This window comes from Alteromonas sp. BL110, assembly GCF_003443615.1.
Taxonomy (GTDB): Bacteria; Pseudomonadota; Gammaproteobacteria; order Enterobacterales; family Alteromonadaceae; genus Alteromonas.
In genome coordinates this window covers 1,494,767-1,515,065 of the sequence record NZ_CP031967.1, presented here as the reverse complement: position 1 = coordinate 1,515,065, position 20,299 = coordinate 1,494,767, and the positions used below count along the sequence as shown (strand labels likewise).

Below are 20,299 nucleotides of genomic sequence, written 5' to 3'. Positions count from 1 at the left end.
GACCCCATTATTTATAGGAAGTGGGTTAGCTCGTTGAGGTTGTCTAGTGCTACGTGGGGCAGTACGCTCACAGGTTCGTAGGATAACTTCATGGGCCTGTTACAGGCAAACCATGCTGCCTGATAGCCAGCGTTAATTGCTCCTTGTACGTCTTTGATGACGTTATCGCCTACGTGAAGAATGTGTTTTGGTGCAATGTGTAAAAGTGCTGCGGCTTCATCATACATGTCGCGGGCTGGTTTCATTGGCCGTGATGTGCTGGCGTGAAAAATGGTCTTAAAATAGCCATCAATACCTACCTTTTGTGCGTTTACGTTACCGTTAGTAATACCAATAATCGGCAGCTTACTGCTCACGGCTTTTAACGCTTCGTGCACATCGTCTGCAAGCTCAAAGTTACTTCTCGCATCGTAAAAGCAGTTAAAGCATGCCTCTACTGCCTCACTAAGTTCACCACTGTTGGCCAGGTCTGTTTTTAATTTTTCAGGTGCCGTATTAGACAGTGCGGCGGTAAGCACTACACGTCTAAGCTGACCCATATCAGAGGCTAAGCGCAGATCTTTTTTAATTGCAGCTCGCTTTAGTGCTAACCAGTCGTTTGCCGACAACGCGGCGGCTGACTTGTGGTGCTTAGCAATATGCGCTTGAAGCGCTTCCTCGGCCCGTCGAATAATAGGGTCGTTATTGTAAAGGGTGTCGTCAAGGTCGAAGGTCATTGCTTCGACTTTGTTAATAGACCTAAAAAACTGCATGGTGAAACCTTAGGTTAGCTTTATTTCTTGTGCGCCCGTGGATGAGCGGCATCATATACGTTGGCGAGATGCTGGAAGTCGAGATGAGTATAAACTTGTGTTGTCGATAAGTTAGCGTGACCTAACAACTCTTGAACCGCACGTAAATCGCCACTGGATTCTAATACGTGGGTAGCGAAAGAATGGCGCAGTTTGTGAGGGCTTACTTTTTGCGATAGACACTGTTCTTGCGCCATTTTGTCCAAACGATTTGCGACTTGCCTATTCGAGATACGGGTTTTACGCTTACTTACAAATACTGCACTTTCATAGGGCGATGCATAGGCGGGGCGTACTTTTAACCAGGCGTTAAGTGCTTTTTGCGCGTGCCGCCCTAGTGGCAGTATACGTTGCTTACTCCCTTTACCCATGACCTTTACCGTACCGTCTTTTAAACAGTCGGATAAATTAAGCCCGGTAAGTTCGCTTAAGCGCAGGCCACAGCCATATAGCAGCTCAAACATAGCTACATCCCGTAACTGCATGCCTTCATCGTCGTCACTGCTTCGAGGCGAGGCATTAAGCAACTGCTGCATCTCATCCACGCTTAGCTGCTTAGGTAACGGCTTTCCCTGTTTGGGGGCTTGAATGCCCTCAACAGGGTTGCTGAATAGCTGCTGGTGGTCGATTAGGTATTGGCAGAAGGTTCTTAGTGCCGATAGCCTAAGCGCAATACTGCGTGGGCTGTGCCCAGACATTTTGGCATCGGCCATAACGCGCTTAATATCGCTTGGCGTGAGCCCAGACCATTCATAAAGCCCAAGTAGCTTTGCCACTTCGGTTAACTGGCGCTGGTAATTTTTGATGGTATGTAGGGATAAACCGCGCTCTACCTGCAAATGAAGTAAAAATTTATCGAGCCATTGTTGGCAAGGTTCGCTGATTAAGGCGTCCCTAGACACAGCACTTAATATCCCATCATTTCAGGTAAGATAATATTTAGGACTTGCTGAAGCTGTTGTAGCAAAAGCGTATCCATATCCGGTGTGAAATGGCTAGCATCGCTGCTGCTGATGCCTAAAATGCCTAACTCACGGTTATCACCAAGTAGCATTAACGCGACAGATTCCGCAGGACTTTCTCCGAAGAGAAGTTGACGTTCGTGCTGTGACAAACGCCCAAAGAAGAAGTTGGTATTTTTAAAGCGCTTTTCCGTGAACAAACGTTGTTGCAGTTCAGGAATGGCGTGCGGGCCTTTAAAGCTCTTGATTACCGCAGAGGACAATTGCAAACGCTCTTGCAGCACATCTTCTAAGGTAAACTGTACTTCGGCGACGCTTTCACAGCGTAGTAGCTGCACATTTAAGTCAGTGTAAACGCGATAAATCTTCTCGTTTTGCTTCGCGATAGTCACCAACTGGTTTAGCTTGAAGTTAAGCTGTCTAACTTTTTGTCTTAACTGTTCACTTTGAATTTCAACAAGAGAGACACTGCCTTTGTGCTCATGGGGAAGCTTAATTTTTTCGAGAAGGTCGGCATGCTCGGTAAAGAACTCAGGGTTTTGTAATAAGAACGCGCGCACATCGGCACTCGACAATTCCGTTGTGTCGTCAAATGGCTCAATTAATTGCGTGGCGTTAGATTGCCCTGATACTTCGCTCATAAGTTTATATGTCCATCATATACGTGTTCGGCAGGTCCTGTCATTTTTAACACGTTATCTGGTCCTGGCCAGCGTATACGTAAACTGCCTCCGGGCAAATCTACCCGTACGTCTTTGCTTAATTTACCCTGTATTTGGCCAATTGCAACTGCTGCACATGCACCACTACCACAGGCTAGGGTTTCACCTGAACCTCGCTCAAATACGCGAAGTTTAATATGCGAGTCGTTGATAATTTGCATAAAGCCCACGTTTACGCCTTCGGGAAAGCGTTCGTGCTTTTCAACAAGCGGACCAATTTCGGCTACATTGGCCGTATTCACATCGTCAACTTCCATTACGCAATGGGGGTTGCCCATAGATGCTGACCCAATAAATAAGGTGCGTTCGCCCACACGCAAAATATACGTATTCTCTTGTTTATTAGCTGTAAGCGGAATATTCGCAGGCTCAAACTCAGGTTTGCCCATATTAACGGTCACTTGGCCGTCTTTCTCTAGATATAGCACCATCTTGCCTGCTTTGGTGCTTACTACGATCTTATTGCGATTTATAAGGCCTTTTTGCTTAACAAAACGTGCAAAACAACGGGCGCCATTGCCGCACTGTTCTACTTCTGATCCGTCAGCATTGAATATGCGATAGTGGAAATCTTGTTCAGGGTCGTATGGCGGTTCTACCATCAACAGCTGGTCGAAGCCAATACCGAAGTTTCGGTTAGCTAATTGCTGAATTTTCTCTTTAGAGAAAAAGACGTTTTGAGTAACGTTATCAATAACCATGAAATCGTTACCCAAGCCGTGCATTTTAGAAAATTGAACCTGCATTAAACGCGCATCTATCTTGTTAGTTTGTCTCTAGTTTACGGAAGTTTGTACTCACCTTGCCAGAGATCTTTTTGTTTTTCTCTTTCGCGAACCACAATTGCTTTGTCACCGTCTACCATAATTTCCGCTGGACGACAGCGGCTATTGTAGTTTGACGCCATTACAAAACCATAGGCACCGGCGCTGCGAACCGCAAGTAAGTCGGTTGGCTCAATAGCTAATTCTCGATCTTTTCCTATAAAGTCACCGGTTTCGCAAACAGGCCCTACAACATCATAGGTGCGTGGCGTTGCCGTACTTCCTTCTCTTACAGGAATAATATTTTGCCATGCAGAGTAAAGCGCGGGGCGCAATAAATCGTTCATTGCGGCATCAACAATGGCAAAGCTCTTCTCTTCACCTTCTTTTATAAATTCGACTTCAGTGACCAAAATACCCGCGTTAGCTGCAATAGCTCGGCCAGGCTCAAGAATAAGCTTGAGGTTTTCACGACCTACCATTTTTTCCGCCATGGCTTGCGCGTAAGCTTTAGGATGAGGCGGTTGTTCATCGTTATAAGTTACGCCAAGACCACCACCAACATCTAAGTGCTCAATAATAATGTTGCGCTCAGCCAGTTCATCAATAAGCAGAAGTAAGCGCTCTAATGCATCGACAAAAGGGCCAATTTCGGTGAGCTGTGAGCCTATGTGACAGTCCATGCCAACCACATTTAAATGAGGTAGCGATGCAGCTAATTCATAGGTAGCAAGTGCGCGCTCACGAGCAATACCAAATTTGTTGGCCTTCAAACCCGTAGAAATGTATGGGTGAGTTTTGGCGTCAACGTCAGGGTTTATGCGTAGTGAAATAGGGGCTTGTACGCCCATTTCACCAGCCACTTGGTTGATGCGATGAAGTTCTGGCTCTGATTCTACGTTAAAGCACATAATGCCTTGCTCTAGCGCATAGCGAATTTCGTCGTGTTTTTTGCCTACGCCTGAAAATACGACTTTGCTCGCGTCACCACCGGCTTCGATTACTCGGGCGAGTTCACCCGCTGAAACGATGTCAAAGCCTGAGCCTAACTTCGCTAAAACACTCAACACACCAATGTTTGAGTTAGCTTTTACTGCATAACACACAAGGTGAGGGTGTTCACCGATAGCATCATTAAAAGCGTGCCAATGGCGCTCTAACGTAGCGCGTGAGTAAATATAAACCGGCGTTCCGTGCTGGGCTGCAATATCAGAAACAGCCACTTGTTCAGCGTGCAGCTGACCTTGGCTGTAGGCGAAAAAATCCACTAGTTCAGCTCTCCAGAAGTAGTTGCGGGGGAAGGGGTATTGGCACTTGTCGAAGCATCGACTTCTGCATTTTCAGAAGACGTTGGTTCAGTAGAGGTGTTTTGTGCAGGCGCGTCAGGAATATAGAGCGCCCCTTTATAACCACAGCCACATAATGCTGTGAACGTTAACAAGAAAACAACTGACTTTTTAAGCACGAAAAATCCCGCAAAGAATACGACAAATGCCGCTATCATCGCATTGCGGTGTTAAATTGCAAGAGCCAATAATCGTTCTTGTGTTTTATCGCCGTATTGAACGTTTTTCCAAAGCGTATCGCACAGGCTTTTGGTATCAGAAAAGTCTTTATTTTTAAGCCAGTCAATAAGGATATTCGGGTTGTCTGGAAAGGCAATAGCTTCGTTTTCAGGCGCCTCGAGCCATTCTTCCACAATATCGGTATCAAGTTGAAACAGGGTCTGGCATAAATCCAATTTGTTGAGGGTTAACACATTGGATAGCTGCTCAAACTGCCCGTGTAACGGCTTAATGAGTAGCTTTTTGCCTAGTTGAAGTGCTTCGCTTGATAGCTCAAAGCCGCCATTAGCAATTACGCCACTGGCATGTTGTAGCGCTTTTTGAAAGTGCTTTTTAGAGGTTGGGTGCCAATGGATATGACCCATTTCTTTCGCTTCATCGATGTTCGGATGAAAGCATTCGAATACCTGATCGCTCAGCGGCTCAAGCATTTGTTGAATATCTTCGATATCTTCAAAAGGCAAGTAAACCAAAACGTGGCCATTACCGGAAGACACAACGGGTTTTTCTGAAACGAAAGGCGGGATGATAGGCTGATTAAAATGATACCAGTGTACACCTAACTGAAGGTCGGTAGGCGCGAATAGCTTCATTATCAAGCTATCAAAAATGGTATGGCCACTTTTAGGTACATTATAGGTAAAAGCCGCTTGATGGCTTATGGAGATAGACTTTAATCCCTGCTGTTTTGCTGCCCATGCCGTAACGGGTTCAAAGTCATTAACCAGCAAATCGTAGCCGCGTGTATCGAATGCTTTTATATCCTTATTGAGCTGGCGAAGGTTCGCGTCTTTAACGGTAGACCATTTGTCTACGCGCCCGCTTTTGGTAATAAAGCTCAGCCCCTTGTATGTTTGGTATTTCCCAAACACTTCCATATCAAAATATTTTTCTGGGGCGCGACCGGTAAACACAAAATCAACGCTAATGTCGTCTCGTTTCGCCAGCGCCGCAGCCATAATTCGTGCTCGGGCAATATGTCCGTTACCTGTGCCTTGCACACCATACAATAGTTTCATGCTACCCCAGAATTGAAATGCTTAATGTCGCAATTGTTACGCCTAGCAATGACCCTGCGACCACATCAGAAGGATAGTGTACGCCTAGAAGCACGCGCGATAACCCAATAAGTGCTGCCCAGCTGTAGGCAAGTAAGGCAAATGGAGGATAATAGTGCGCGACTATACAAGCCATTAGTGTGGCAGCAGCAGTATGACCCGAAGGAAGGGAAAACTTATCAGATGGGGTGACATGTGCTGTTAAATTCATTAGAAAATCGCAAGGGCGAGGGCGCTTGAACATTTTCTTAAGCAGCACATAGATGGGTAATTCCAGCGCATATGCCATCAGCGCTGTGTAAAGGAAAAGCTCACCGTGCTCTGGCTCAAAAGCCCAAAGCAGCATACCGATAACAAAGTATAAGTATCCGTCACCTGTTTTCGACAGCCATACAATACTTCTGCAGTTTCTTTTTTGCGTCAGTTTGTAGAGGCGATAAAATAAGTCAGTGTCGTATTTGGTCAAGGATTTCATCAACATCGCCTTGTCCCCTATCGGTTAATTACTGCACAGGCTAAAGTGCGTCTGTGACCAGTGGGTGACGGAAAAAAGAAACTTTTTTGACAACTAACGTGATTTCCATTTTTAGCACTGTACCCTTTGCACATACGGGGAAAGTGGTTAATAAACAAAATTTTTTAGCAAATGAATCTCAGCTAAATGCATGAAGCAAAATACGTGCTCAACTAAGAGCGTTCTGCGCTGAATCACTGCTTTTTTAACAAAACATAAAAATTTGATGAAACGCGCTAAATCAACCATTTGCATCATCGGAATAAATGCTATGCTAGGTCTAACGAGCATAGAGCTTCAATGCTTCTCAACTTTAGTAAGGCAAAATAATGGAATACAACACATCTGAATTATGCGACTTGTTTGCTGACAGCGTAGACGTAGTAGATCCGATTTTCGCAAGCTTTGGTGGTCGTTATTCTTTTGGTGGCGAGATTACCACCGTTAAATGTTTTGAAGACCGAGGCCTTATCGACCGCGTGCTTGCTCAGCCTGGTGCGGGTAAAGTACTGCTGATAGATGGCGGGGGCTCAAGTCGTCGCGCATTGTTTGATGCATCATCTGCTCAAATTGCTATTGATAACGATTGGGAAGGGGTTGTAATTTACGGTAGCGTACGTGAAGTCGATAGCCTTGCCGAACTTGATATTGGCGTATTAGCCGTAGCAGCAATTCCAGTAAATGCCGAGTGTGAAAGCATTGGTGAAGTTGACGTGCCGGTTAACTTTGGTGGCGTTACGTTTTTACCTGAAGACCACCTATATGCTGATAGCACGGGTGTTATTCTATCTCCTGAGCCGCTAGATTTAGATTAAAGCTAAACGATAAACAGAAGCTACCACTTGCTTTGAGAAGACATGAAAAAACGGAGGCGTAGGGCCTCCGTTTGTGTTTTTAATATTAGCGGGGTTTCCGATAGCACCAATAAGACTAATTGATCAGCTTTGAAACAACTGCGAATGGTTGCAGATGTTACTTAAAAACTACTTGTTCGCTTCTTCAAACACTTGGTTTAAATACATAGCGATGCGAATACCGGCCATCTGCAAACGCTTTTTAGCAGTAGGCAGATGATTGTATAAGTAGTCATAGCTCATGTTATTTGCGTCATCTGGATAAATGGTATCGCGAATAGCGGTGCTTTCCTCAATCCACACCATAGGGTCGGTAGTTGCCCAGCTGCGAATGTCTTTTGAGGTAATGGTTTGAGTAAGCCATTCAGTCCACTCAGAGTACGACAAGTCGCGTTGATCTAGCATTTGTGAATCCCACACTCGGTGCAAGTTAGAGTCTTGCCAGAAAAAGCGTACTTTTACATCGTTACCACCACGGTCAGTGCCGTTTCCAGCGTGCAGTGGTTGATGCAGGTCGCCAATAATATGCACGATAAACTGAAGCGCTAGGCGCTTCTCTTCAATACTGGCGGTGTCGTTTTTTAAAGTTTCAGTGAATTGTTTTAACGCGGTGACTGCATCACCTTGCTTTGGTGCACCCACTTCTTCATAAGTTTTACCTTTAGGCACAGATACATAGTGCCAAGGACTAGCCGTTTTTTGCCAAAATTCGCTGGGGTTAGAACGCATTTCATCAGCATGGGTAGAAGCTTCAGCCAGCGAACCATATGGCAGTAAATCCATAAGCGCCGCCTGAGAAAGGGGGCTTAAATACTGTTGGGCAATAGCGCCCGTTATTCTATGACCTGTTTGTCCCCAGCCAAAGGCAGGTGAGGCAACGCACAACGTAAATAGTGTGCTCAGCGCTACTGCGCAAATCTTGTTTGCAAATGCGAACATAATTAATCCTCAGAATGTTTAGAAGACTGATAGCCCCATCTTGCGACAAGAGACTGCTCAATACCTAGGTGGTCTAGTATGCGGGCCACAACAAAATCCACCAAATCATCGATAGTTTTAGGGTTGTGATAAAAGCCTGGCGCAGCAGGCATAATAGTAGCGCCCATTTGCGAAAGCTTGAGCATATTTTCTAAATGAATAGAAGAAAGCGGCATTTCACGTGGCACCAAAATAAGTTGGCCCCGTTCCTTTAATACCACATCAGCTGCACGCTCAATAAGGTTGTCGCTTGCGCCAATACTAATCGCCGAAAGGGTGCCTGTAGAGCATGGACATACCACCATTTTAGCCGGCGCAGCCGAGCCTGAAGCTACTGGTGAAAACCACTCTTCTTTTCCAAACACTTTTATTTGGTCTGGTTTAGCACCGCAATGCTCGGTAAAAAACGCCGCTGCGTCTTCGGGGCGGCCCGGTATTTTTACGTTCTCTTCAGTGGCAAATACCACCTTGGCCGCTGAAGAAATAAGTACGTAAACTTGATAGTCTGCATTAACCAGCGATTGCAGCAGTGTTAGAGCATAAGGTGCGCCAGATGCACCTGTAATAGCAAGCGTAACTTGCTTGTCGTGTTTCATTTTATAGCCTCTGTAGATAACCAGCCTTGCGGCTTGCCTATCGAATATAACGTCGTTTTTATTTTTAAAGTTTGGACTTCATTTTTAAAGCGTCGAGAATACGGCTGTGGATGCCTTCGAAACCGCCGTTACTCATTACAAGAATATGATCGCCCGGTTGTGCTACGTTGCAAACGTCTTGAACGATCTTCGCTACATCTCTGAAACAGTGAGTAGGCGCACTGCTGTGCGCTACTGAATCGACTAATGACCAGTCCATGCCTTCAGGTTCATAAAGGTACACCTCATCGGCTTTTTGCCACGAATTAGCCAGCGTATCTTTGTGTACACCCATTTTCATGGTATTCGAGCGCGGCTCTAGCACAGCCAAAATACGTGCATTGCCCACTTTTTTGCGCAGTCCATCCAGTGTAGTTGCTATTGCGGTAGGGTGGTGTGCAAAGTCATCATAAAGCGTGATGCCGTTGACTTCGCCCTTGACTTCCATGCGGCGCTTAACATTTTTGAAAAATGAAAGCGCTGCTATCGCGTCGGTTAACGTAACGCCTGCATGGTGGGCTGCTGCTATTGCCATAAGGGCATTGTCTACGTTGTGCTGACCTACAAGTGACCAGGTTACGGTTCCGGCTATAACGCCGTTATGTAATACATTGAATTCACTGCCGTCTTTCTTTAGCAGCTCAGCATGCCACTCTTTGCCCAGTGATTGTCGAGAAGACCAACAGCCTTTCTTTAACATATCTTCAATGGCAGGTGTGTTGTTTGGCGTAAGAATAAGCCCATTTTCTGGCACCATGCGAACCAAATGGTGGAACTGGGTTTGTATAGCTCCAAGATCTGCAAAAATATCGGCATGATCAAACTCAAGGTTATTGATAACCAAAGTTTTTGGGCGGTAGTGTACAAACTTAGAACGTTTATCGAAAAATGCGCTGTCGTATTCGTCGGCTTCTATGACAAAAAAGGGGCTTTCACCCACGCGAGCCGATACGCCAAAGTTCTCTGGAACGCCGCCGATCAAGTATCCAGGGTTAAGGCCTGCGTGTTCAAGAATCCACGCCACCATACTGCTGGTTGTTGTTTTACCGTGGGTACCAGATAGACCAATTACCCAACGATCTTTGAGTAGGTTGTCAAGTAACCATTGCGGGCCGCTGGTGTAAGGTAAGTTACGATTTAATACGTACTCTACTGCCGGGTTGCCGCGCGACATGGCGTTACCAATAACTACCATATCTGGAGCTGGATCAAACTGGCTCTCGCAATAGCCTTCGGTCAGTTCGATGCCTAGTGCCTCCAGTTGGGTACTCATAGGGGGATAAACGTTTTTATCAGACCCTGTAACCTTGTGGCCGAGTGCTTTCGCAATGGCAGCGATGCCACCCATAAAACTTCCACAAATGCCTAAAATATGTACATGCATAGCGCATTCTCGGTGATTTATCATGATATTGGGATACTGTATCAGAACCCTACGACTGATAGATAATCCAATTTACATCGAGTAATAGTGGCTGCCAGCCTTTGTTTAAAGCAAACATTTGAATATTCGCAGCTTTCAAACTGGTATGGTGTGTGAATGACTTTTTGAAGGTGTGTTCCACTTAACTAAGAACACGGTTACAATCTAACCACAGGTAATAAACCTGCGTGCCCCAGGTCAAAGCCAGTAAGGAAAGCTGAGCGGCTGGTTGCACAACACCCTACATACAAAAAAAGGCTTACATTCAATGAAACGTTTAAATTCCCAATTGCAACAAGACGGTGCACCGCTTGAGTTAATACTACTCATTCGTACACTGCTAGCGGGCTGTAAAGAAATTTCTTTCCGCGTGAGTCAAGGCGCACTTGCTGGCGTGCTTGGTTCGACTCTTTCAGAAAACGTACAGGGCGAAACGCAGAAAAAGCTCGACGTTATTTCAAACCATATTCTAAAGGATACGCTTAGGGAATCTGGTTACGTTAAAGCCATTTCATCTGAAGAAGAAGACGATGTTGTTCCGTGCAATCCGGAAGGTAACTACTTAGTGAGCTTCGACCCGTTAGATGGCTCGTCAAACACTGAAATTAATAGCCTAATTGGCACTATATTCTCTATTACCCATGCACCGCAGTGGATGAAGCCAGACGACCCGTCTGCTTTCTTGCAGCCTGGTACGCAAATGGTTGCGGCAGGTTATGTGCTTTACGGCCCCTCTACTATGTTAGCGCTGACTACAGGTCGCGGCACGCACATCTATACCCTTGATAAAACTCACGGTGGCTTCCTACTGACTCATCCAAATATTCAAGTGCCTGAAGAAACATCTGAGTTCTCGATTAACGCATCTAACCAGCGACATTGGGAACCGGCAATGCAAGCTTATATTGCTGATCTACTAGCGGGTAAAGAAGGCCCACGTGGCAAAGACTTTAACATGCGCTGGGTAGCGGCAATGGTGGGTGATATTCACCGTTTACTTTGTCGTGGTGGTATCTTTATGTATCCATTCGATAACAGAGATCCGTCAAAACCAGGTAAATTGCGTTTGCTTTACGAGGCAAACCCAATGGCATTTTTGATGGAACAAGCCGGTGGTAAAGCGGAAACGGGTGCAGGCCGAATTCTAGAAGTTATGCCTGAAGAAATTCACCAACGCGTACCTTGCATTATCGGTTCGAAAGACGAAGTTGAAATGTGCTTAAGCTACAACGACAAAGCGTAGTAGAGAAAATGGCCCTTCGGGGTCATTTTTTATTAAAAAGCAGCAAAATTTAGCGAAAAATAAAGAGATTAGTACGACTTGGGTCGTAAAGCGTTTTTATTTTGCTGCTGTCACCGTATACTTACGACCAAAATTTTTAATCCAATATTGAAAGGACCTAAGAATGAGCTTGAGTGCTATTTCTGCTGGTAAAAATGTACCAGATGAAGTGAACGTAATCATTGAGATTCCAGCACACGCTGACCCGGTGAAATACGAAGTAGATAAAGACACAGGCGCAATGTTTGTTGATCGCTTCATGGCGACTTGCATGCATTACCCAACTAACTACGGCTACGTGAACAACACTTTGTCTGAAGACGGTGACCCAGTTGACGTTCTTGTTATGACGCCGTTCCCACTACTTTCTGGCTCAGTTATCAAATGTCGCCCTGTAGGTGTACTAAACATGACTGACGAGTCGGGTAAAGACGCAAAAGTACTAGCAGTACCAGTAGACAAGCTTTCTACGATTTATCGCGACGTACACGAAATTGCCGACGTACCTCCGCTTCTTCTTAAGCAAATTGAGCACTTCTTTGAGCACTATAAAGATCTAGAGCCAGGTAAGTGGGTGAAAATTGACGGTTGGTCAGATGCAGCTGCTGCAAAAGCTGAAATTACCTCAAGCATCGAGCGTTTCGAGGCAGAATAATTCACGCTGCCTCAAATTAATGATACAAAGGGCTGGTGCAATACCAGCCCTTTTTGTATGTGGCTAAAAAATTAAATTGAATACGAAAAGCAAAAGCCGATTCAAACGAGCGAACAGAATAGTCAACGATAGAGAGCAGTATGACCTACCTAAAATTATCCGTGACCTCATTATTTGCTGTACTAATGATGGTACTAACTTTCGACGCTATTGCAGATGAAGCGTCGGTTCAAGATCCTGTAGAAGTATACTGGGAAGATCTGGTGCCCGAGGGGTTTAATGAGCTTGCGCCTCCTTCAGTTCAACACAATGGTGAGATGAGCCAGCTTCAACCCGACGCGCCAGTGGTCGATACTTTTGATGGAAAGCGTGTGAAAATACCGGGGTTTGTTGTGCCGCTAGAAGGTACGGCTGAGCTTACAACCGAGTTCTTACTTGTTCCGTATTTTGGCGCCTGTATTCACGTGCCACCACCACCATCTAATCAAATTGTGTACGTGAAATTTGAAGAAGGTGTGCGAATAGATAATATTTACGACGCGATTTGGGTAACCGGCGAACTGTCGACTGACGGTTGGAAAGGCGATATTGCGTCTGTAGGTTATCGCTTAACGGGCGAGGCAGTTGAAGGATTTTAAAGGGTAAAGTTCTGAGGATAGGACTACTCTAGGAAAAAGGCTCTACTACCAAAAACGCCACAGCGTACTCAACGTAGAGACTGCAAAAAGATAATGTTCTAACGTTAAGAAACACTAAACGTTTAAAAAGGATATCAGGTGTTTACAGGTTTATCAGCGTTTCCCATTACCCCATTTAAACAAGAGACTATCGACTACAAAGCGTTTCAAGGGCTTGTTGATAATTTAGCCTCAGCTAACGTAGATTCAATTTGCGCGATAGGCTCTACTGGCCTGTATCCTTACCTAACGCGAGGAGAAAAGTACAACGTAGCAAAGCTCGCCGTCGACCATGCAAATGGCATTCCTGTTATGGCCGGCGTTGGGTCCTTGCGCACCTTTGACGTGCTAAAAAATGTTGAAGCTGTGCAGCAAGCGGGCGTTAATGCTGTATTGTTGGCTCCTGTCTCATATCAAGTGCTTAACGAAGAAGAAGTGTTTGGCCTTTATGAAGCTGTTAGCCGTGAAGTATCTGTTCCCATCTGTATATACGAAAACCCACGAGTCACTAATTTTACCTTTAGCGATGACTTATATCGCCGCCTAGGGCAGTTACCGAATATAGGGGCGATTAAAATACCGGGTTTTCCGTTTGGCAAAAGCGCAACTGATGGTAGTACTAGTAACGGTGTTCACCGTTTAGCATCATTACGGGAGGTAATGCCTGCACACATTGCTATAGGCGTGAGTGGTGATAGTTTTGGCGCAGCAGGAATGAGTGAAGGTTGTGACCTTTGGCTTTCTGTTATTGGGGGAATATTCCCGCAGACCGTTATGCGCCTAATTGAGGCAGCACAGTCTGGTAATGCTGTTGATGCACAAGCCCAGTCACAAGCGTTAAGCGGAATATGGAATATGTTTGCACGAAATGGCGGCGGCTTGCGTGTGGTAGCAGCCGCAGCAGAAATTTTGGGTTATTGTGAAACGCCTAGCTTGCCTGCTCCCTTCTTGCCTATCGTCAACAAAGAGTACGCCGAGCTAGAACAGATTATTGAGCAGCTGTCGTTAAGCTAGGCTCGCTTAGGCCTGCGTATAAATCTGCTCAGCGCGGTTAAATAGAAGCCACGACGTTAGAATGTACTTGTCGTTACTTTTTGGAATTTGGCCGCGATGGGTGTGAGTAAAGTAGGCTGGCGCAATAACCATTCTGCCTGCTTTGGGTGTAACCGCACGGTTTTGGTAGTAAAATTCTGTCTCGCCGCCTTCGTCCACATCATTTAAGTAGTACATAAATAGCAACACGCGGTGCAGGGCATCGTTATGTTGAAGCTGTGGATACACTTCTGAGTGCCAATACGGGTAGCCACCGTTGCCCGCGGTGTATCGCTGTGCATTAACATCGCCTACACGGAATAGGTAGTTAACCAGGTTGGCTAAATTTGGCTTACCCACTTCTTCAAAATTCTCCCCAGTTACTTTCACCGGTTCACCCGTTTTGGGGTGGCGTACGGTTAAGCCAATAGGCCCAACAAGCGTAAAATAGTATTTTTCGATATAGGCAACCAGCTGTTTTCCAGTGTACTGCATTACTTGCTGGAATAAGTCTTTGAATTCCGGGCTTCGGCTTATCGACACATCCATGCTGCGCTTTTTATCTAGGTCAACGCCACCACCGGTGCGACCTTGACTTAAATTAGGGCTGCTTTCAAAGCGCGCCATAAGCTGTGAGCACAGCTCAGGTGGTAGTACATCGTCAATAACTTCAATTAAATCGCTCATGGATACCTCTTGCTGCGCTTTATTACTTAGTGGGTAGTTCTTTAAAATGTGACTGTAGTTCCGACTTCACATTATCTGGAATAGGCGCAGAACGCTGCGTTTTATAGTCAAAATGTACCATGGTCGTTACGCCAGTTGAGCATAGCTTGTCGTCTTGCCAAAGCTCCTGAAACACGTCGAATGCACTGTTTCCCAGCCGACTAATGTAAGTTTTAACCGTTACTGGTTTTCCATAAAAAATTTGAGCTAAAAAGTCGACCTTGTAGCTGGCTAAGATTAGTGGCCAGTTTTGTAAGTCTAGCTCAGGCGTAAACATTCTGAAAATGGGTTCTCTGGCTGCTTCAAACCACGTAACTAGTGCCGTATTACTAACATGTTGTAAGGCATCGGTTTCGCAAAAACGCACGTCAAAAGAAGTGATAAGTGGTGCTGTATTACTCATAATTATTTGTAGGCATTGTTATAAGTTTAAATCCTACTCTAGCATTATGGGCAGGAGTTTTCAGTAAGCCCTTGTGTAAGCGATTGTGTTTAAGGCAAATCGTTGTGTTTTGATTAGCTTTCAGGGGGTGTGCCGTTAGGTTCTTTTGCATTACAATCCGCTTCTAACTTTTTGAGCGAACATACTATGACTGCGATTGGGATTGACTACGGTACATCAAATTCTGAGGTTGTGTATTTTGATGGAACGGCCCATCAGCACATCAAACTTGACCCGCTAGATAAGAAGGGCAATAAAATTCGTTCCTCGGTGTTCATCTACTTTGAAGATGAACTGCCGCCGCCTCCTGATGCTATGGTGGAAGCGAAAGTTGCGCAGTTACAGCGAGTAATCAGCGAACAAATAGACAAAGCTAAAGACGGCTATTACTCGGCGAAAGACCCGAAAGAGCAGGCGATGTATAGCAGCCGAATCGACTCGTTGCGTGGTGATCTGCATAACAAACCAGCCCTTCAGAGAAAAGCAATTCAGCAGTTAATGCACGCTATGTCGCTAGATGAAATTCCTTTGCTACGCTTAGTAGAGCACGGCAAGTTTGCGTTTGGTGAAGAAGGGTTTAGACGCTTCCTTAAAATGCCTGACAAAGGCCGACTTATCTATTCGCCTAAGAACTTTTTAGGCGCATCACTAGACGGCGACCAAAAACAGGCGTTCATTGGTATCATAGCTAAGCAATTAGCGTACTTTAAACAGTGTGCCGAACAACAGCTAGGCAAGGTGGTAAACAATGCGGTTGTCGGCCGCCCTGTTAAGTTCCATGGTACCCGCGGTGAAGAAGGCAATGCTCAAGCCATTCAAATTATGACTGAAGCGGCGACGAACGCAGGCTTTACAGGGGTTAATTTCTTAGATGAACCTATTGCCGCGGCGTACAAAATTGAGCAAACCTTGCCAAAAGACACTACCACGCTAATTGTTGATATTGGTGGGGGAACCACGGATATTTGCTGTATTAAGCTTTCTCCTGAGCGTTCCAACCAGCTTGACCGCAAAGATGATGTGCTAGCGGTTACAGGCAGACGTTTAGGCGGCATGGACTGTGATAAAAGCTTAGTTCTTAAAGGCATAGCGCCAGAAATGGGTATGGGCCTTAAAATGATTAACGGGCTTCCTGTTCCGCCTACCTATTTTTCAGACATGTGCGCAGTTGATAACATTCCAGCGCTTACTCGCTTTTTCTCTGATGATTACGGCTTAGATATTTCACAAACCATGTCGGTAATTAAAGAGCCCGCCCAGTTAGAACGTCTGCTTATTGTGCAAGAAAACAAGTTGTCTGCTCGAGTTGTAAATTCAGCGCGATTGGCCAAAGAACTACTGTCGAGCAAGCAAAACATTACGCTGCCGCTGCATTACATTGAAGATGACTTTGACGTAGAGATTTCACAAGACTCACTTAAAAAGGCGTTAAAACCTTGGCTAGATAAAGTGAAAGCGTTAGTCGTGGAATGTTTGGAAAACAGCAGTGAAAAACCAGAAGTGGTGATGATAACCGGGGGGATGAGTTTATCGCCTATCGTGGTTGATGCACTCTATGAAAAACTACTTACGGGGTTGCCTCGGTTAGAAAACGACGCATTCAACTCGGTGTGCGAAGGACTAGCGATTCAAGCAGCTAAGCACGCTTAATCTTTTCTAATTTATTTCAGGTGTGAAAAACACTAAGCCTTAGCGCAGTAACATAGACTACGCTAAGGCTTTTTTAATTAGTGCTTAAGAATATTGTGTTCTTTCAAATAAACTGCGATAGCCTCTGGCGACTCGAAAGCATTTAACAGCATTTCTTGTGCGCGCGCTTTCACATCATTATCTTCAGATGATGAAAGTAAGTGGTACCAAGTCTTAACTAAGGCTAGTGGTGGCGTTTGAGTCATTGGGTTTCGCTCCAGCAATTCTTACTGCAAAATTCACATAAATCATCGTAACGTATGATTTGCCAAAACAAGCTCTGACCAGCGTAAAAAACAAGTAAATAAACGTCAACGCGCACTTTTTACAAGCTGCCGTGTAAATTACACAGCAGTTAGTAAGAAGAAGTCGTGCGCTTGACGCCTAGGAATTTACATCATCACCGGCTCAAGCTTGTGTGAGCATGGGTTTCAGAAAACGTCCAGTATGTGAAACTTCTTGTTGTGCCACATGCTCAGGAGTTCCTTCTGCAATAATCTGGCCACCTCCAGATCCGCCCTCCGGTCCAAGGTCGACAATCCAATCTGCGGTTTTAATTACATCTAGGTTATGCTCAATAACCACAACGGTATTACCATGATCGCGCAGTCTGTGAAGGACGGCTAACAACTGCTTAATATCGTGGAAGTGCAAACCTGTAGTCGGCTCATCCAAGATATAAAGTGTCTGCCCAGTGTCTCTTTTTGATAACTCTTTCGCCAATTTCACGCGCTGCGCTTCACCGCCAGATAACGTGGTAGCAGCTTGGCCTAGTCGAATGTATGACAAGCCTACGTCCATGAGGGTCTGCAATTTACGTGAAATAGCCGGAATAGCATCGAAGAACTGACGGGCATCTTCCACCGTCATTTCTAATACTTCGTGAATGTTTTTATCTTTGTACTTTATCTCTAGGGTTTCACGGTTATAGCGTTTGCCCTGGCATACATCACATGGCACGTAAACGTCTGGCAAAAAGTGCATTTCCACTTTAATCACGCCGTCACCCTGACACGCCTCACAACGACCGCCTTTAACGTTAAAGCTAAAGCGGCCAGGCTTGTAACCTCGTGAACGCGACTCTTGTGTTCCGGCAAACATTTCACGAATAGGTGTGAAAATACCAGCGTAAGTCGCCGGGTTAGAGCGCGGTGTTCTGCCGATAGGGCTTTGGTCAATATCGACCACTTTGTCGAGTTCATCCAACCCCGTCATCGACTTATGCGGCGCCGGTTCAGAAGTGGTCGCCTTGTTCAGCTCGCGCTGAGCAATTTTGTAGAAGGTGTCATTAATCAGCGTTGATTTACCCGAGCCAGATACACCGGTTACACAGGTCATCACACCCGTAGGAATACGTAAATCTACGGATTGCAAATTGTTACCAGTAGCGCCTAAAAGCTCTAGCCACTTGTCGTCTTTCACCGGAGTGCGTGTTGCAGGGATTTCAATCTTCTCTCTACCAGATAAGTATTTTCCGGTAAGTGAGTCCTCACTGTTTTTAATGTCTTCCAGTGAGCCCTCGGCAATTATTTCACCGCCGTGTACACCCGCGCCCGGGCCAATATCCACGATGTAGTCAGCTTCGCGAATCGCATCTTCATCGTGCTCAACAACTAATACTGTGTTACCTAGGTCCCGCAAGCGCGTAAGTGTACCGAGTAATCGCTCATTATCTCGTTGGTGAAGACCAATAGATGGTTCATCGAGTACGTACATCACACCAACAAGGCCCGCGCCAATTTGGCTTGCCAGACGGATACGTTGAGCTTCACCGCCCGAAAGAGTGTCGGCGCTGCGCGACATAGAAAGATAATTAAGGCCCACGTTTACCAAAAAGCTCAAGCGGTCCATAATTTCTTTTAAAATCTTCTCAGCTATTTGCGCTCGCTGACCTTCCAGGTTCAGTGACTCAAAAAAGCCAAACGCATCTGCAATCGACATCTCGGCAATGGCTGGCAGATTGGTATCTTGAATAAACACATTGCGCGCTTCAACCCGCAAGCGCGTGCCGTTACAACTGCTACAATGTTGCTGACTTAAATATTTAGCGAGCTCATCGCGTACCGAGTTTGACTCGGTTTCGCGATAGCGGCGCTCCATATTAGGGATAATGCCTTCAAATGGATGCTTACGCTCCATGACATCGCCACGTTCGTTGATATATTTAAACGACAGCGACTTGCCTTTAGACCCGTAAAGCACGATGTCCTGGTGCTTTTTATCAAGTTCTTCAAATGGCACGGTAAGGCTAAACTTATAATGGTCTGCTACCGCCTGCAGCATCTGGAAATAGTAGTAGCTACGCTTATCCCAGCCGCGAATCGCGCCGCCAGAAAGACTTAATTCGGTATTACCGACCACGCGTGCCGGATCAAAGAACTGTCTTGTACCTAGCCCGTCACAGGTGGGGCAGGCACCTGCTGGATTGTTAAAAGAAAACAAGCGCGGTTCTAGTTCGCTAATGCTGTAACCGCAGTGTGAACAGGCGAAGTTAGCAGAAAACACAATTTCTTCTGCGTCTTTGTCGTCCATATCAGCCACCACCGCGTTGCCGCCAGCAAGGTTGAGGGCTGTCTCAAATGATTCTGATAAACGCAGTGCCATGTCGTCACGCACTTTAAAGCGGTCGACCACAACTTCAATGGTGTGCTTCTTATGCAAATCCAGTGGCGGCGGATCGGACAAATCACAAACCTCACCATCAATACGAGCGCGTATAAAGCCTTGTGCTGAAAGGTTCTGCAGCGTCTTAACGTGCTCACCTTTACGCTCTTTAACAATGGGCGCAAGCAGCATCAGCTTACTGCCTTCTGGCATAGCTAACACTCTGTCTACCATTTGACTAACCGTTTGTGCATCCAGTGGCACATCGTGCTCAGGGCAACGTGGTGTGCCTACGCGGGCAAACATCAAACGTAGGTAGTCGTAAATCTCTGTGATTGTACCCACAGTGGAGCGCGGGTTATGAGATGTTGATTTCTGTTCAATGGATATTGCTGGTGATAAACCCTCAATATGATCAACATCCGGTTTTTCCATCATAGATAGAAACTGACGGGCATACGCAGACAAAGATTCAACGTAACGACGCTGACCTTCTGCATATAGCGTGTCAAATGCAAGAGACGATTTACCCGAGCCAGAAAGGCCGGTTATCACCACCAGTTTGTCTCGTGGCAGTGTTAAATCGATGTTTTTCAAGTTATGGGTGCGAGCACCGCGAATTTCGATTTTATCCATTGAAGCCTAAATGAGAGAAAAAGAATCAGTATGCCATAGGTGTCAAGTAAAGTGATATGACATTCAAGTTATACTGTGAGTGGAGTAAGCAGATCACCTTAACGCGTAAGCTTACGATTAGATCTAACGACACTGTATTGTAAAGTGGTGATTTTATCCCCACTTTTAAACCCCTATGAAGGCGAATGGGCTAAATCAACCTCGCGAGTTGAAGAAAATGCCAATTGCATTAATCGAATTTAAGGTAAGTGGGCATAAATGCAATTTATGCTACACTTCGCGACCTTATT

General features: G+C 45.6%; 21 protein-coding genes. 6 read left to right on the top strand and 15 right to left on the bottom strand.

Annotated features, from left to right (window positions below; all coding sequences use genetic code 11):
* Nucleotides 1–11: 11 nt before the first annotated feature.
* The 8 genes from D1814_RS06590 to D1814_RS06555 are packed head-to-tail and all read right to left on the bottom strand — an operon-like array spanning nt 12 to nt 6,337.
* The gene (locus tag D1814_RS06590) at nt 12–752 is read right to left on the bottom strand and encodes an HAD-IA family hydrolase (protein ID WP_118490707.1); all 741 of its coding nucleotides are present in this window, start codon (nt 750–752) and stop codon (nt 12–14) included.
* Between the two features lie 20 nt (nt 753–772).
* Nucleotides 773–1,693, bottom strand: a complete 921-nt coding sequence (xerC, locus tag D1814_RS06585; protein WP_118490705.1) for a tyrosine recombinase XerC — start codon at nt 1,691–1,693, stop codon at nt 773–775.
* 5 nt (nt 1,694–1,698) lie between these two features.
* Nucleotides 1,699–2,394, bottom strand: coding sequence for a DUF484 family protein (locus tag D1814_RS06580; protein ID WP_118490703.1), 696 nt, complete (start codon nt 2,392–2,394; stop codon nt 1,699–1,701).
* Nucleotides 2,391–3,221 (bottom strand): diaminopimelate epimerase, encoded by an 831-nt coding sequence (gene dapF, locus D1814_RS06575; protein WP_118490701.1) that lies wholly within the window; start codon nt 3,219–3,221, stop codon nt 2,391–2,393. Before dapF ends, D1814_RS06580 begins: the two co-directional genes overlap by 4 nt.
* 35 nt (nt 3,222–3,256) lie before the next feature.
* Nucleotides 3,257–4,507 (bottom strand): diaminopimelate decarboxylase, encoded by a 1,251-nt coding sequence (gene lysA / locus D1814_RS06570; RefSeq protein WP_118490699.1) that lies wholly within the window; start codon nt 4,505–4,507, stop codon nt 3,257–3,259.
* A complete protein-coding gene (gene lptM / locus D1814_RS06565) occupies nt 4,507–4,704 on the bottom strand; it encodes an LPS translocon maturation chaperone LptM (protein ID WP_232368992.1) in 198 nt (65 codons plus the stop codon). The genes lysA and lptM overlap by 1 nt, the downstream gene beginning before the upstream one ends.
* 51 nt (nt 4,705–4,755) lie before the next feature.
* Nucleotides 4,756–5,823, bottom strand: a complete 1,068-nt coding sequence (locus tag D1814_RS06560) for an MJ1255/VC2487 family glycosyltransferase (protein ID WP_118490695.1) — start codon at nt 5,821–5,823, stop codon at nt 4,756–4,758.
* Between the two features lies 1 nt (nt 5,824).
* Nucleotides 5,825–6,337: a phosphatase PAP2 family protein gene (locus tag D1814_RS06555; protein WP_162889822.1), complete on the bottom strand. Its 513-nt coding sequence runs from the start codon at nt 6,335–6,337 to the stop codon at nt 5,825–5,827.
* Between the two features lie 368 nt (nt 6,338–6,705).
* Between D1814_RS06555 and rraA the strand changes: the two genes are divergently transcribed.
* Nucleotides 6,706–7,191 carry a ribonuclease E activity regulator RraA gene (gene rraA, locus D1814_RS06550; RefSeq protein WP_118490690.1) on the top strand — a complete coding sequence of 162 codons (486 nt, stop codon included), beginning with the start codon at nt 6,706–6,708 and terminating at the stop codon, nt 7,189–7,191.
* 168 nt (nt 7,192–7,359) lie between these two features.
* Here rraA and D1814_RS06545 read toward each other — a convergent pair whose 3' ends face one another.
* From D1814_RS06545 to mpl, 3 genes are all read right to left on the bottom strand, one after another.
* Complete coding sequence (locus tag D1814_RS06545) at nt 7,360–8,169, bottom strand: S1/P1 nuclease (RefSeq protein WP_118490687.1); 810 nt, start codon at nt 8,167–8,169, stop codon at nt 7,360–7,362.
* Between the two features lie 2 nt (nt 8,170–8,171).
* Nucleotides 8,172–8,804, bottom strand: coding sequence for a flavin prenyltransferase UbiX (locus tag D1814_RS06540; RefSeq protein WP_118490685.1), 633 nt, complete (start codon nt 8,802–8,804; stop codon nt 8,172–8,174).
* A gap of 64 nt (nt 8,805–8,868) precedes the next feature.
* Nucleotides 8,869–10,227, bottom strand: coding sequence for a UDP-N-acetylmuramate:L-alanyl-gamma-D-glutamyl-meso-diaminopimelate ligase (gene mpl, locus D1814_RS06535; RefSeq protein WP_118490683.1), 1,359 nt, complete (start codon nt 10,225–10,227; stop codon nt 8,869–8,871).
* A 307-nt stretch (nt 10,228–10,534) separates the two neighbouring features.
* Between mpl and D1814_RS06530 the strand changes: the two genes are divergently transcribed.
* The 4 genes from D1814_RS06530 (at nt 10,535) to D1814_RS06515 (ending at nt 13,894) form a co-directional block, all read left to right on the top strand.
* Nucleotides 10,535–11,509 carry a class 1 fructose-bisphosphatase gene (locus tag D1814_RS06530; RefSeq protein ID WP_118490681.1) on the top strand — a complete coding sequence of 325 codons (975 nt, stop codon included), beginning with the start codon at nt 10,535–10,537 and terminating at the stop codon, nt 11,507–11,509.
* A 163-nt stretch (nt 11,510–11,672) separates the two neighbouring features.
* A complete protein-coding gene (gene ppa / locus D1814_RS06525) occupies nt 11,673–12,203 on the top strand; it encodes an inorganic diphosphatase (RefSeq protein WP_071968025.1) in 531 nt (176 codons plus the stop codon).
* Nucleotides 12,204–12,343: 140 nt separating this feature from the next.
* Nucleotides 12,344–12,841, top strand: a complete 498-nt coding sequence (locus D1814_RS06520; protein WP_118490679.1) for a DUF3299 domain-containing protein — start codon at nt 12,344–12,346, stop codon at nt 12,839–12,841.
* Nucleotides 12,842–12,979: 138 nt separating this feature from the next.
* Complete coding sequence (locus D1814_RS06515) at nt 12,980–13,894, top strand: dihydrodipicolinate synthase family protein (RefSeq protein WP_118490677.1); 915 nt, start codon at nt 12,980–12,982, stop codon at nt 13,892–13,894.
* 6 nt (nt 13,895–13,900) lie between these two features.
* Here the strand turns inward: D1814_RS06515 and D1814_RS06510 are convergent, their stop codons facing one another.
* Nucleotides 13,901–14,599 carry a 2OG-Fe(II) oxygenase gene (locus tag D1814_RS06510; RefSeq protein ID WP_118490675.1) on the bottom strand — a complete coding sequence of 233 codons (699 nt, stop codon included), beginning with the start codon at nt 14,597–14,599 and terminating at the stop codon, nt 13,901–13,903.
* A 22-nt stretch (nt 14,600–14,621) separates the two neighbouring features.
* Nucleotides 14,622–15,041 carry an acyl-CoA thioesterase gene (locus D1814_RS06505; RefSeq protein WP_118490673.1) on the bottom strand — a complete coding sequence of 140 codons (420 nt, stop codon included), beginning with the start codon at nt 15,039–15,041 and terminating at the stop codon, nt 14,622–14,624.
* A gap of 186 nt (nt 15,042–15,227) precedes the next feature.
* On the opposite strand from D1814_RS06505, the gene D1814_RS06500 reads away from it, so the two are divergent.
* The gene (locus D1814_RS06500; protein ID WP_118495328.1) at nt 15,228–16,730 is read left to right on the top strand and encodes an Hsp70 family protein; all 1,503 of its coding nucleotides are present in this window, start codon (nt 15,228–15,230) and stop codon (nt 16,728–16,730) included.
* A gap of 77 nt (nt 16,731–16,807) precedes the next feature.
* Here D1814_RS06500 and D1814_RS19410 read toward each other — a convergent pair whose 3' ends face one another.
* Both D1814_RS19410 and uvrA read right to left on the bottom strand, forming a co-directional pair.
* Entirely contained in the window at nt 16,808–16,975 is a 168-nt protein-coding gene (locus D1814_RS19410) for a hypothetical protein (protein WP_025256952.1), read from the bottom strand.
* Between the two features lie 202 nt (nt 16,976–17,177).
* Entirely contained in the window at nt 17,178–20,009 is a 2,832-nt protein-coding gene (gene uvrA, locus D1814_RS06495; RefSeq protein ID WP_118490671.1) for an excinuclease ABC subunit UvrA, read from the bottom strand.
* Nucleotides 20,010–20,299 lie beyond the last annotated feature (290 nt).